Source organism: Sphingobium lactosutens DS20, from assembly GCF_000445105.1.
Lineage (GTDB): Bacteria > Pseudomonadota > Alphaproteobacteria > Sphingomonadales > Sphingomonadaceae > Sphingobium > Sphingobium lactosutens.
The window spans coordinates 224,553-237,685 of the sequence record NZ_ATDP01000092.1 but is presented as its reverse complement, the minus strand read 5'-3'; the positions used below and the strand labels follow the sequence as shown (position 1 = coordinate 237,685).

At 65.9% G+C, this 13,133-nt stretch carries 13 protein-coding genes and 1 riboswitch; of the genes, 8 read left to right on the top strand and 5 right to left on the bottom strand.

Translation table 11 applies throughout. The annotated features are described in order from the left end of the window. The first annotated feature begins 146 nt into the window (after positions 1-146). Entirely contained in the window at positions 147-761 is a 615-nt protein-coding gene (locus RLDS_RS42995; protein ID WP_021226610.1) for a TetR/AcrR family transcriptional regulator, read from the top strand. Between the two features lie 5 nt (positions 762-766). Here RLDS_RS42995 and RLDS_RS42990 read toward each other — a convergent pair whose 3' ends face one another. Further along, positions 767-2,887: a prolyl oligopeptidase family serine peptidase gene (locus RLDS_RS42990; RefSeq protein WP_021226609.1), complete on the bottom strand. Its 2,121-nt coding sequence runs from the start codon at positions 2,885-2,887 to the stop codon at positions 767-769. Between the two features lie 6 nt (positions 2,888-2,893). Beyond that, on the bottom strand, positions 2,894-3,220 hold the full coding sequence (locus RLDS_RS42985; RefSeq protein ID WP_236616863.1) for a hypothetical protein: 327 nt from the start codon (positions 3,218-3,220) through the stop codon (positions 2,894-2,896). A 2-nt stretch (positions 3,221-3,222) separates the two neighbouring features. Further along, a riboswitch (TPP riboswitch) is annotated at positions 3,223-3,333 on the top strand. A 41-nt stretch (positions 3,334-3,374) separates the two neighbouring features. On the opposite strand from RLDS_RS42985, the gene thiC reads away from it, so the two are divergent. The 3 genes from thiC to RLDS_RS42970 all read left to right on the top strand — a co-directional run bounded on the left by thiC (position 3,375) and on the right by RLDS_RS42970 (position 7,028). After that, positions 3,375-5,270, top strand: a complete 1,896-nt coding sequence (thiC, locus tag RLDS_RS42980; RefSeq protein WP_021226607.1) for a phosphomethylpyrimidine synthase ThiC — start codon at positions 3,375-3,377, stop codon at positions 5,268-5,270. Positions 5,271-5,418: 148 nt separating this feature from the next. Beyond that, positions 5,419-6,126 (top strand): glutathione S-transferase, encoded by a 708-nt coding sequence (locus tag RLDS_RS42975; RefSeq protein ID WP_021226606.1) that lies wholly within the window; start codon positions 5,419-5,421, stop codon positions 6,124-6,126. Continuing rightward, entirely contained in the window at positions 6,123-7,028 is a 906-nt protein-coding gene (locus RLDS_RS42970) for a pirin family protein (RefSeq protein ID WP_021226605.1), read from the top strand. Before RLDS_RS42975 ends, RLDS_RS42970 begins: the two co-directional genes overlap by 4 nt. Before the next feature lie 33 nt (positions 7,029-7,061). Here RLDS_RS42970 and RLDS_RS42965 read toward each other — a convergent pair whose 3' ends face one another. Continuing rightward, entirely contained in the window at positions 7,062-7,910 is an 849-nt protein-coding gene (locus tag RLDS_RS42965; protein WP_021226604.1) for a zinc-ribbon domain-containing protein, read from the bottom strand. Between the two features lie 167 nt (positions 7,911-8,077). On the opposite strand from RLDS_RS42965, the gene ftsE reads away from it, so the two are divergent. Genes ftsE through RLDS_RS42945 form a run of 4 tightly spaced genes read left to right on the top strand, consistent with a single transcriptional unit; the run spans position 8,078 to position 10,948 of the window. Then, entirely contained in the window at positions 8,078-8,806 is a 729-nt protein-coding gene (gene ftsE, locus RLDS_RS42960; RefSeq protein ID WP_021226603.1) for a cell division ATP-binding protein FtsE, read from the top strand. Further along, on the top strand, positions 8,803-9,708 hold the full coding sequence (locus RLDS_RS42955) for a cell division protein FtsX (RefSeq protein WP_021226602.1): 906 nt from the start codon (positions 8,803-8,805) through the stop codon (positions 9,706-9,708). Before ftsE ends, RLDS_RS42955 begins: the two co-directional genes overlap by 4 nt. Next, on the top strand, positions 9,705-10,235 hold the full coding sequence (locus RLDS_RS42950) for a YdcF family protein (RefSeq protein ID WP_021226601.1): 531 nt from the start codon (positions 9,705-9,707) through the stop codon (positions 10,233-10,235). Before RLDS_RS42955 ends, RLDS_RS42950 begins: the two co-directional genes overlap by 4 nt. A 14-nt stretch (positions 10,236-10,249) precedes the next feature. Then, entirely contained in the window at positions 10,250-10,948 is a 699-nt protein-coding gene (locus RLDS_RS42945) for a lysophospholipid acyltransferase family protein (RefSeq protein ID WP_031298348.1), read from the top strand. Between the two features lie 21 nt (positions 10,949-10,969). On the opposite strand, the gene RLDS_RS42940 is transcribed toward RLDS_RS42945, so the two are convergent. Beyond that, positions 10,970-11,875 (bottom strand): prephenate/arogenate dehydrogenase family protein, encoded by a 906-nt coding sequence (locus tag RLDS_RS42940; RefSeq protein ID WP_021226599.1) that lies wholly within the window; start codon positions 11,873-11,875, stop codon positions 10,970-10,972. A 4-nt stretch (positions 11,876-11,879) separates the two neighbouring features. After that, on the bottom strand, positions 11,880-13,001 hold the full coding sequence (gene hisC / locus RLDS_RS42935; protein WP_021226598.1) for a histidinol-phosphate transaminase: 1,122 nt from the start codon (positions 12,999-13,001) through the stop codon (positions 11,880-11,882). Positions 13,002-13,133: the final 132 nt, after the last annotated feature.

Here is a 13,133-nt window from a genome sequence, read left to right as displayed (position 1 = left end):
CCTGAATATGGGGCGCCCGGTCTGCCGGATCGCGTCCTTGATCCGATTCGATAATGAAAGTTGAACCAGCTTTCAACTTCAAATAAGGAGGAGTCTGTCGGCGGGGCGTAACTGCGGCAAAAAGAACACAGGAGAGGGAGAGGCAGATGAGCGCAGGCGACGCCGCGAAGGATGACAAGGCTCCGCGCACCGCGCGCGGCGAACGCACCCGACGCGCCTTATTGTCGGCCGCAGCGGCGGAATTTGGCGAGAAGGGATTTCACGACGGGTCGATCAGCGGAATCACCCGCCGGGCGGGCTGCGCGCTGGGCAGTTTCTACACCTATTTCGACAGCAAGGACGATATTTTCCGCGCGTTGGTCAATGACATGTCGGGTCAGGTGCGCGACTATGTCTCACCCCGGATCGCGCAGGCGCGCGACGGCATCGACGCGGAACGCATCGGCCTGTTGAGCTTCCTGGAGTTCGCGCGGGCGCACAAGGAAATCTACCGCATCATCGACGAGGCGGAGTTCGTCGATCAGGCCGCCTACCGCGCCCATTATGAAAATACCGCCAGCCGCATGGCAGCGCGCCTTGCCAATGCGGCGGCGCGCGGCGATGTGCGGCCGGACGTGGAGGAAGTGCATGCCTGGGCGATCATGGGCATGAACGTCTTCCTTGGGCTGCGCTATGGCGTGTGGGACGATAGCCGCCCGGCCGATGAGGTCGCCGCCATCGCCAATGCGTTGATCGAGCGGGGGATCGGCCGGAACGACTAAGCGCGCTATTTCTCGCTGGCTGCCTTCCCCTCCAGCCGCTGGCTGAAATAGACCATCTGCATCGCCTGCAACCGCGCGCCCTGTTCAATGTCGGCGTCACCGGAATGGCCGCCGGCGGTATCCTCGTAGAAATGGTAGGGAATGCCATATTCCTTGAGCCGCGCGGCAAATTTGCGGGCATGTTGCGGGCCGACCCGATCATCCTTGGTCGTGGTCCAGATATAGGGCGTGGGATAGTCCACGCCCTTTCGGATATTGGCATAGGGCGAAATCGTCTGGAGGAACGCCTTTTCCTCGGGCACGCTGACGCTGCCATATTCGTCGACCCAGGACGCACCGGCCGCGATCTGCTCGTAACGGATCATGTCGAGCAGCGGCACCTGGATCACCACCGCATTCCATAGGTCGGGATGCTGGTTGAACTCGACTCCCATCAGCAGGCCACCATTCGACCCGCCGTAAATGCCGAATTTGTCCGGGCTGGACAGTTTGCGCGCGAAAATATCCTGCGCCACGGCCGCAAAATCATCATAGATGATCTGCCGCCTGGTCTTCAGGCCCGCCTCATGCCAGGCAGGGCCGAACTCGCCGCCGCCGCGGATATTGGCAAGGACGAAGCTGTTGCCCCGCTCCAGCCATAGCTTGCCGGTGATCGCGGCGTAGCTTGGCGTCATCGGAATCTCGAAGCCGCCATAGGCGGTCATGATCGTCGGCGTCGATCCGTCCTTCTTCATGTCCCTGGCGTGGACGATGAAATAGGGAATTTTCGTGCCGTCGCTCGACGTCGCCTCGAACTGTTCGACCACCAGGCCGTCGGCATCGAACCGGGCGGGCATGGCTTTCACCTGGCGCGGGGCCGGGTTGGCGGCATCCATTTCCCATAGCGTCGTGGGGGCCAGGAAACCCGCGACCGACAGATAGGCCTTGTCGCTCTTGTCACTGGCCGAAGCGATAGAGATGGTGGCATTATCGGGCAGGTCGACCGCCTTGCTGGTCCATCCCGCGGCGCCCTGTGTCAGCACCATCACCCGGCCGCGCACATTGTCATTATAGGCCAGGATGACATGGCTCTTCGTCGCCGCTACGCCGTCGATCGACTGGCGGGGGGATGGGGCGAAAAGGATTTGCGGCTTGAGCGTCTCGCCCGATTGCAGCGCCTTCAATGGCACGGCGACCAGCGCGCCCGTAGGCACGCTGACGCCGCCGCTTTGCCAGGCTTCGCTGGTCTGGATGAGCACCTGGCCATCCACCATGCCCTGCACATTGCTCTTTGCGGGCAGCGGCAACCGCTTCACCTGCGCGCCATCGACCAGATAGGTTTCGTTGCCAAAGAAAGTAACGCCGCGATAGAGGAAGGCGGCGCGATTGCCCGACCCGTCCGACAGGATGAGGGGGAAGGTGCCGACCTGATCGCTTTGCGCCCCGCGATAGATTTCCCGCGCGCTCGACAGCGGTTCGCCGCGCTTCAGGGCCTTGACCACGAAGGGATAGCCCGACTTGGTCATGGTGCCGTCCCCCCAGTCGCGCGCGATCAGGATGGTGTCGCGGTCCAGCCACGCCTCATTCTGCTTGGACGTCGGGATGGAAAAGCCGCCGTCCACGAATTGGCCCGTCTCCAGATCGAATTCGCGCAGGCTGACCGCATCCTCGCCGCCATCCGACAGGTTGACGAGCGCCAGCCGTTCGTCGGGGTCGAGGATCGACGCGCCCTTCCACACCCATTTCTTGCCGTCCGCCTTCGACAGGGCATCCAGGTCCAGCACGGTGGTCCAGTTGGGCGCTTCGCGCGCATAATCGGCTTCGCTGGTCCAGCGCCAGATGCCTTGGGGATGATCGGCATCGCGCCAGAAATTATAGACGCGGCCATGGATCAGCATCGGCATCGCGATCCGGTCCTTGGCTGACGCGATGGCAAGCGCTTGCGCGTAATAGCCGGCATAGCGCGGATCATTCTGAAACGCGGCCTCCGTCGCCTTATTCTCCGCCTCCACCCATTGCATCGCGCGCGGGCCGGTCCAGTCCTCCAGCCAGATATAGGGGTCATCCGACGGGTTGGGCGTAGATGCGGGCGGCACGCCCGCGCCGGTCAGCAAGGCAGCGGAAACCAAAGTCAAAATCCTCTTCATGCGCGGTCAGTCCCCCCCGGAGATGGTCATGCGTCCCCGACGATAGCGCCGCCGCAACACCGCAGCGGCGATCAGCAGGGGTAACGCGACAGCGATCAGCATGATCCCCAGCACGCTGGGCGACCAGCCGAAAATGGCGTGCAGGTCGAGCGCGGACGGCAGGATCATCAGCAGTGCGCCCGCCGTCAGCAGCCACAACCCCCACCGGCGCGGTCGCACCGCGACCATGCGCATTTCGTGGCGGAAAGCCTTGCGGCCGGCTTTGGTGCCAAGGTCCGGGATGCTGTCGTGGCTCATAAGCTGCTGGACCTTGTGCGCCCAAGCCCCTATCATGTCCAGCATCCCCGGGGGACCGTCCACAGACGGTTGAGAGGCGGCTGACGTGGCCGCGACCCGCTGAACCTGATCCAGTTGACACTGGCGTAGGGAGGGTAGCGAGCCTTCAACCCGCCCGCAGTCTCTCTCTCCGTCGCAAGGAGAGCATAGCATGGCAGACGTCCCCGCCCGCACCGAAATGCGCGTGACCACCGGCCCCATTCGCGGGTCGCGCAAGATTCATGTTGGCCCCCTGAAGGTCGCGATGCGGGAGATCGACCTTGAACCTTCGAGCGGCGAGCCGCCCGTGCGCGTCTATGACACGTCCGGCCCCTATACCGACCCACAAGCCCGCATCGACATCATGGCGGGCCTGCCGGCGCTGCGGCGCGACTGGATCATGGGTCGCGGCGACGTGGAGGAATATGACGCCCGCGCGGTAAAGCCGGAGGATAATGGCCTCAAAGGCCCCGACCGGACCGGCGGCGTCCAGCCCTTCCCCAATGTCATCAAGCGCCCGCTCCGCGCGAAGGCCGGCGGCAACGTCTCCCAGATGCATTATGCCCGCCGCGGCATCATTACGCCGGAGATGGAATATGTCGCCGAGCGCGAAAATCTGGGCCGCGCTCGCCTCGCCGAATATATCCGCGATGGCCAGAGCTTCGGCGCATCCATCCCCGACTATGTGACGCCAGAGTTCGTCCGCGACGAGGTCGCGCGGGGCCGCGCCATCATCCCTTCCAACATCAACCACCCCGAATCCGAGCCGATGGCGATCGGCCGCAACTTCCTGGTCAAGATCAACGCCAATATCGGCAATAGCGCCGTCGCGTCGGACGTCGCGGCGGAGGTGGACAAGCTGGTCTGGTCGATCCGCTGGGGCGCGGACACGGTGATGGACCTGTCGACCGGCCGCAACATCCACGACACCCGCGAATGGATATTGCGCAACTCGCCGGTGCCGATCGGCACCGTCCCCATCTATCAGGCGCTCGAAAAGGTCGGCGGCGTCGCCGAAGACCTGACGTGGGAGATTTTCCGCGACACGCTCATCGAACAGGCCGAACAGGGCGTCGATTATTTCACCATCCATGCGGGCGTGCGCCTGGCCTATATCCCGATGGCGGCCAAGCGCGTCACCGGCATCGTCTCGCGCGGCGGCTCCATCATGGCGAAGTGGTGCCTGGCGCACCACAAGGAGTCCTTCCTCTACGATCATTTTGACGAGATCACGGAGATCATGAAGGCCTATGACATCGCCTACAGCCTTGGCGACGGCCTGCGCCCCGGCTCGATCGCCGACGCCAATGACGAAGCGCAGTTCAGCGAACTCTACACGCTGGGCGAACTGACCCACCGCGCCTGGAAACAGGATGTGCAGGCGATGATCGAAGGGCCGGGCCATGTGCCCATGCACAAGATCAAGGAAAATATGGAAAAGCAGCTGCAGGTTTGCGGCGAAGCGCCTTTCTATACGTTGGGGCCGCTCACCACCGACGTTGCGCCGGGCTATGACCATATCACCAGCGCGATCGGCGCGGCGCAGATCGGCTGGTATGGCACGGCCATGCTCTGCTACGTCACGCCCAAGGAGCATCTGGGCCTGCCCGACCGTGATGACGTGAAGGTGGGCGTCGTCACCTACAAGCTTGCCGCCCATGCCGCCGACCTCGCAAAGGGCCACCCTGCCGCGCAGGTCCGCGACGATGCGCTAAGCCGCGCCCGGTTCGAGTTCCGCTGGCGCGACCAGTTCAACCTGTCGCTCGATCCTGACACGGCCGAACAATATCATGACCAGACGCTTCCGGCCGAAGGCGCGAAGACCGCGCATTTCTGCTCCATGTGCGGCCCCAAATTCTGCTCGATGAAGATCACGCAGGAAGTGCGCGACTTCGCCGCGAAGAAGAACCAGCCCGCCGATGGCTTCCTCGAAGCGGGCCTCACCGGCGCGGAAGTGGCGCAGGCCAGCAAGGACGCCGCGCTCAAGGGCATGGAAGAAATGAGCAAGCTGTTCAAGGAAACCGGCAGCGAGCTCTATATGGGTGCCGGTGGCCGCGACCATGACTGACGGGCGGTAACGGCTTGGCACGGGCGGGCGGCGCAACGCCGTCGGCCCAGCGCCTGCCACCCTTAAAAGTCCGACTTTTTCTGCTCCGAATAAACCATATGCCGCGCCCCCGCGTTCCGCCTTCAAATGACAGCAAGGAGCGTCCCCGATGGCCTATGACTTCTGGTACTGGCCGACCATTCCCGGCCGGGGCGAATTTGTTCGGCTGACGCTGGAAGCCTGTGGCATTGCCTATCGGGACTGCGCGCGGGAAGACGGGGGCGAGGCGCTGATGGCCGACATGGCCAGCCATGATCGAGGCCCCGCCTTCGCACCGCCCTATCTCAGCATCGATGGCGCCACCGTGTCCCAGACCGCCAATATCCTTCTCTATCTATCCGAACGGCACGAATGCGGCACGTTGGGCCTCAAAAGCCGCTACTGGCTGGCGCAGCTCCAACTCACCATCATGGACATGGTGGCCGAAGCGCATGACGTGCATCACCCTGTCGGCGTCCATCTTTATTATGCGGACCAGAAGGCGGAGGCGCTGCGCCGCGCCGAGGGATTTCGTGATGAGCGCATTCCCAAATATCTCAGCTATTTTAAGCGCGCGCTTGGCTCTGAACCGGGGAACTGGGTGGCCGGCGCGCGCTGGAGCTACGCCGACCTGTCCTTGTTCCAGCTGGTCGCCGGCCTGACCTACGCCTTTCCGCTGCGCATGGCATCGGTAGGCGGACGCTTCCCCGCCCTCATGGCCCTGCACGACAGGGTTGCGGCCTTGCCCGAATTGCAGGACTATCTTGCCAGCGACCGGCGGCTGTCCTTCAATGAAGAGGGCATCTTTCGCCATTATCCCGAACTGGATGCGGCATGACCTTCGACGATCTCATTGTTCAGACCATCACCCCCGTCAGCCATAATCTGGGCGACTTCAAGGTGCATCGTTCCCTGCCGTCCAAGGGGCGCACGATGGTTGGACCCTTCATCTTCTTCGACCAGGCCGGGCCGGCGCAGATCGCGCCGGGGCAGGGGATCGACGTGCGGCCGCACCCGCATATCAACCTCGCCACCGTGACCTATATGTATGAAGGCGCATTCCTGCATCGCGATTCGCTGGGTACGGAGCAGCTGATCGAGCCGGGCGCGGTCAATCTGATGACGGCGGGCAGCGGCATCGTCCATTCCGAACGATCGCCCGACGAAGACCGGGCAAAGGCATCCAAATTATCGGCCATCCAGACCTGGCTGGCGCTTCCCGACCGCGTCGAGGAAATGGACCCGGCGTTCGAGCATGTCGGCGAAGGCGGACTGCCGGTCATCGAGGACGGATCGGCGCGTGCGCGCGTCATCATGGGGTCGCTCTGGGGCGAAACCTCGCCCGTCACCACCTATGCCGACACCATCTATGCCGACATTCAGCTGGCGCCGGGCGGCCGGATCGCCATTGATCCGTCCGCCGACGAACGCGCCCTCTATGTCTCGGGCGGCGATGCCGCACTGGATGGCATGACGCTGACGCCGCAGACGCTCTATGTGCTGCGGCCCGGCACCTCCGCCACCTTGATGAGCGTCGATGGCGGCCGGATCGTCTTGTGCGGCGGCGAAGCCTTTTCCTCGCCGCGCCATGTCTGGTGGAATTTCGTGTCCTCGCGCCAGGATCGGCTGATGCAGGCGCGCGAGGATTGGGACGCGATGCGCTTCCCCCTCATCCCTGGCGACGATCAGGAATTCATCCCGATCCCGCAGGGCCGGCCCAAGACGGTCAGCTATCCCTGAGGGCCGACGACGCGCGCCGCCATGGCGCGACCGTTACTGGACGAAGGTCAGCGACAGGTTTTCGGCGTTCTTGGGAATGTCGATCCGGCTTTCGTTGATCGACGCTTCCTCGCCCGGTTTCAGCCGCGTCTTGTCCGCCTTCGTCGTCCAGCTGAACACCAGCCGGTTCTGCCGGTCGCGCAATTGCACCAGTACCGGCGGCACGGGCAGCGCCTGCGTCCCGCTGTTCACGATGCGCGCGCCAAAGGCGAAATATTCCTCCCCGGTCGGCAGCTTGCGGCGCTCGGCAGGCTTCGACAGGTAGAAAAGCAGGTCCGGGTCGCCCTCTTCGGGCACCAGCCCCATCGCCACCATCCAGGACGGTGGTCCGTAATAATATAGCGCGCCGCCTGCGGCCGCGACGATGAAGAAGAAGGCGGCGGCCGCATAGGTCCACAGCTTGACCGGATTGCGGCGCGCGCGGGTGGAAACCGGCGGAGCGTAGCTCTCCTCCGCCTCCCGGCTGACGGGCGCACCGGCATAGATGTCGTCGAAGCGATGATCGGGCTGCGTCGGTTCGGGCGCGGCGCTCGGCGGCACAGGTTCGGCGGTGTCTGCGGCAGGGGGCTCCGCCGTCGCGACGGGTTCCTCTGCGGCCTCGACCGCAGGCGCAGCGGGCGCTTCGGGGGCCGATGCGGGCGGAGGCGGCGGAACTGTCGCGGCGACAGGGGGCTCGGGCGGCTGTTCCGGCGCAGGCGCCGCTTCCTCGCGCACGGGCGGGGCGACCCCTTCCTGGAACCAGCTATGCTTGCACGCCGCGCAGCGGACCTGGCGCCCATTGGGACCGACGGCGCTGTCGGGCACGACATAGCGGGTCGCGCAATTGGGGCACAGCAGGATCATTTCGCTTCATAGGCACGGCTTGGACTCACGCGCAAGCGGCAAGACGCAGGGCATCGTTCGCGCCCGCGACTCGCGACGACAGGCGGGCGGGCTTTACGACGGCACGCCCGCTGTGCCATGGCTGCGCCTTCGCCAAGCAGGGAGCGCCACCGCGCCATCATCCGTCCATGTCGGCCATCGTCCAGTTCGAAAATGTCGGCCTGCGCTACGGGCTGGACAGGGAGACGCTTTCGGACGTCAGCTTTTCACTCGCCAGCGGCGGTTTCTATTTCCTCACCGGCGCGTCGGGCGCGGGCAAGACCTCGCTGCTGAAACTCCTCTACCTTGCGCAGCGGCCCAGCCGGGGCGTCATCCGCCTGTTCGGCGAAGATGTGGTGACGCTGCCGCGCAAGCGCCTGCCGGGTTTTCGCCGCCGCATCGGCGTCGTGTTTCAGGACTTCCGGCTGGTCCCGCATCTGTCGGCCTATGACAATATCGCGCTGCCGCTGCGCGTTGCCGGCATGAAAGAGGATGAGGTCGACGCGCCGGTCGCGGAAATGCTGAACTGGGTCGGGCTGGGCGATCGCGGCGACGCGCGGCCCGCCACCCTCTCGGGCGGGGAGCAGCAACGCGTCGCGATCGCCCGCGCGGTGATCGGCCGCCCCGAAATCCTCGTCGCCGACGAACCGACCGGCAATGTCGACGCTGACATGGCCCGCCGCCTGCTGACCCTGTTCGAAGCGCTCAATCGCCTGGGCACCACCGTCGTCGTCGCCACCCATGACCTGCCCTTGATGGCGCAGGTATCGGGCGCGCAGATGATGAAGCTCGACAAGGGGCGGCTCGCCGACCCCACGGGCACCCTGCGCTATCCTCCGCGCGCGCGCGCCGATCAGGACGGGGGCGAAGGCGCATGAGCGGTCGCGCCGAACGAAAGGCCGCGATTGCCGCGCGTCATCGCCTGCTGCCCGGTGGGCGGGTGGCGGGGCCGATGCCGTGGATCATCGCGATCATGATGTTCGTGACGGTGCTGGCCGCCGCGGCAGGCCTGGGCCTTGGCGCGGCGGTCCAGTCGATGCGCGCTGATCTGGCCGGACGCGCCAGCGTGCAGGTGGTGGAGGCCGACGCGCAGACCCGCGCCGCGCTCGCCGCGCAAACGCTCCGGATACTCCGCGCAGCGCCCGAAGTGCGCACGGCCGATCCCGTCCCGTCCGCCGTCCTGGCCGATCAACTGCGCCCCTGGCTGGGCGAAGAGGCCTTGAACGGCGACCTGCCGGTCCCCGCGCTGATCGACGTCATGCTGACGCCGGGAGACGCCGGGGCCAAGATCGATCGCCTGCGCCAGCGGCTCGCCGCCCTGTCACCCAAGCTGCGCGTCGATCCGCACGCCGCCTTCCTGACGCCGCTTGCTGGCCTGCTCTCCGCACTTGGCCTGCTGGCGCTCGGCGCTGTGCTGCTGATGATGCTGGCGACGGCGGCGGTCGTCGTGCTGGCGGCGCGGGGCGCCCATGACAGCCATCGCGGCACCATCGACGTGCTGCATCTCATGGGGTCGACCGATGTGCAGATCGCCCGCCTGTTCCAGCGGCGCATCGGGCTTGATGCGCTGATGGGCGGCGCGCTGGGCTTCTCCTTCGGCATTTTCGTCATCCTGCTGATCGGGCTGCGGCTGGGCGCGACCGGATCGGAACTGCTCGCGGCCGTCACGCTGCCCTGGCAGGGCTGGCTCATCCTCGCCGCGTTGCCGGTCGCGGGCGTGCTGCTGGCGACGCTGACCGCGCGCTGGACGGTGCTGCGCGCGCTGGGACGAACGCTGTGATCGTGCGCCTGGCGGCGCTGGCGCTGCTCGGCTGGGTGCTGGGCTTCGCCTGGTTCGCCATCTTCCTGCCCGAACCGCTCGACGGTCGCCGCACTGACGCCATCGTGGTGCTGACCGGCGGACCCGGACGGATCGACCGGGGCATCGCCCTCATGCAGCAGGGTGCGGCCAAGCGGATGCTGATTTCCGGCGTCGACCGGTCGGTCCGGCCGGGGGAGTTGGCGGCGCAATATGATACGCCGCAAGCGCTGTTCGATTGCTGCATCACGCTCGGCCGCGAAGCCATCGATACCCGTTCCAACGGCCTTGAAACCGCGCGCTGGCTGGCGCGGCGCGATTATCAGACGGTTCGGCTCGTCACCACCGACTGGCATATGCGTCGATCCGCGCTGGAACTGACCCAGGCGCTGCCCCCGCGCATCCACATCGTCTATGATGCGGTGCCCAGCCATCCCAGCCTGTCGGTGCTGATGCGCGAATATAATAAATATCTGCTGCGTCGCATCGCCGCGCTGATCGGGATCTGATCCTTATGACAGCCATCATGACCGCGCTGCGCTCCTTCGCCTTCATGCTGATCTTTTATAGCGGCAGCCTGCTCTTCGTGCTCGCCGCCATGCTGGTCGGCGGCCTCCATCCCGACATGGTGCCGCGCATCGCCACCGCGTGGAGCCGCTTTCACCGCGGCTGCGCGCGCTGGATCTTGGGGCAGACGGTGGTGGTGGACGGCGACCTGCCGCTTGGCCCCTATCTCTATATCATCAAGCATGAATCGATGTTCGAAACCATCGACATGCTCTGCCTGTTCGATCGGCCGGTGATCGGGGCGAAGCGCGAACTGCTGGACATTCCGCTCTGGGGCCTGATCGCCCGCCGCTACGGCCTCATCCCGATCGAGCGCAGCGCCGGAGCCAGCGCCCTGCGCGCCCTGCGTTCAGCGGCTCGCGCGGCGACGGAGCAGGGCCGCGCCATCTGCCTCTTTCCGGAAGGCACGCGCGTCCCCCATGGCGAAGCGCCCCCGCTCAAATCGGGCTTTGCCGGGCTGTACAGCCTGCTTGGCCTGCCCGTGGTGCCGATCGCGGTGGACAGCGGCCGCGTGTCACCGCGCGGGCGCTTCATGAAGCGCGCCGGCACGATCACTTACAAGGTCGGCGCGATCGTCCCCACCGGCCTGGACCGGAAGGAGGCGGAACGCATCGTCCACGCCGCCATCAACGCGCTCAATCCGCGCCGGCCCTGAACGCCAGCGACCCGGCCGCCCTCAGTGCGACCGGCCAAAGTCCGGCTTGGCGTCGTCCTGCCCCTGTTCGATGATCGACCGGCGAATGTCACGCGTGCGGGTGAACAGGCTGAACAGCGCATCGCCGTCATTCCACCGGATCGCACGTTGCAAGGCCGACAGATCCTCCGAAAAGCGTTGCAGCATTTCCAGCACGGCGTCCTTGTTGGCCAGGAACACGTCGCGCCACATGGTCGGGTCGGACGCGGCGATGCGGGTGAAATCGCGAAAGCCGCCAGCCGAATATTTGATGACCTCGCTCTGGGTCACATCCTCTAGATCGCTGGCCGTCCCGACGATCGTATAAGCGATCAGGTGCGGCAGGTGGCTCGTCACCGCCAGCACCAGATCATGATGCGCCGGGTCCATCACCTCGACATCCGCGCCAACCCGCCGCCACAATTCGGCGACCCTTTCGACCGCCGCCGGGTCGGCATCGGCGGGCGGCGTCACGATCGACCAGCGGCCCTTGAACAGCGTGGCAAAACCGGCTTCCGGGCCGCTATTTTCGGTGCCGGCGACCGGATGCGCGGGGATGATGCTGCGGCCGGGCAGGGCGGCGCTCAGCTGGGCGAGCACGTCCGCCTTGCACGATCCCACATCGCTGACGATGGCTTCGGCGGGCAGATCGTCGGCAATTTCCGCCGCCACCGCGCCCATCGCGCGGACGGGCACGCACAATATCACCAGGTCGGCGTCGGTCACGGATGCGCCCGCCGTGTCGGTAATATCGTCGCACAGGTCGATCCGCCGCGCTATGTCGCGCACGCCGGCGTCGGCGTCATGCCCGGTCACGCGCACGGTCGGCATGTCCGCCCGGATCGCGCGGGCGAGCGAGGAGCCGATCAGCCCCAGGCCGATGATGGTGACGCGGGCGAAGGGCAGCATGGCGTCAGGCGGCCTCCGCCATGGCGCGCAGCTTTGCCGCGACGGCGCGGGTCTGCTCCTCGGTGCCGATGGTGATGCGAAGGCCGTTGGGCAGGCCCTGACCGGGCAGCCAGCGCGTGGCAAAGCCCTCGTCCCACAACCCCTTCATCGCCGCTTCGGCGGTCAGCTTCCCCTCGAACAGGATCAGCAGGAAGTTCGTCTTGCTCGGGATCGCGCGCAGCCCATGGTTGGAGAGCGAAGCGACCTCCCCCGCCAGCCATTCGCGCCACTGGTTGTTATGCGTGCGGCTGCGCGCCACCCAGTCGTCATCGCCGATGGCCGCGATCGCCGCGGCCTGACCCACGGTCGTGACGTTGAAGGGCGCGCGGATGCGGTGGAGAATGTCGATCACCTCGGGCGACCCATAGCCCCAGCCGATCCGCTCGGCGGCCAACCCGTAGATTTTCGAAAAAGTGCGCGTCACGAATACATTGGACGCGTCGCGGGCCAGCGCCAGCCCGCCATCATCTTCGTCCTCGTCCAGATATTCGGCATAGGCCTGGTCCAGCACGAACAGGATGTCGGGGCGCAGGCCCGCATGCAGCCGCGCAATCTCCGCCCGGCTGGTCATGGTGCCGGTGGGGTTGTTGGGATTGGCCAGGAAAACGACCTTGGTCCGCTCCGTCACCGCCGCCAGCAGCGCGTCGACGTCCGTGGCATAATCCTTGTCCGGCGCGATCACCGGGGTTGCGCCGACGCGCCGCGCGGCGATGTCGTAAACGGCAAAGCCGTAGCGCACATAGAGGATCTCGTCGCCCGGGCCGGCATAGCCGCTTGCCGCCAGGTGCAGCAATTCGTCCGATCCGGTGCCATAGATGATGCGCGCGGGGTCCAGCCCGTGCTTCGCGCCAATCGCTTCCCGCAGCTTGGCTGCGGCGGGGTCGGGATAGGTCGCCATGTCCGCGGCGGCGGTCATGAACGCGTCGCGCGCCGCCTGGCTCGTTCCCAGCGGATTTTCGTTGGCGGACAGCTTGACCAGCGGCCGGCCGTCATCGGCTGCGGCCTTGCCGGGCACATAGGCGTGAATGCCCAAAATCCAGTCCTTGGGCGCGGGATATGCAGCGGGATATGCAATGGTGTCTGTCATGGCCGGGGGCTTTACCCGCTCGACGCCAAAAGGCCAAGCGGGGGAAAAGGCGGGATCAGTCACGGGCACAATGCCGCCCAAGCCAGGTAGGCGGCCAGAGCCATGTCTCATCAGGGATGATCTGTCGCGTCA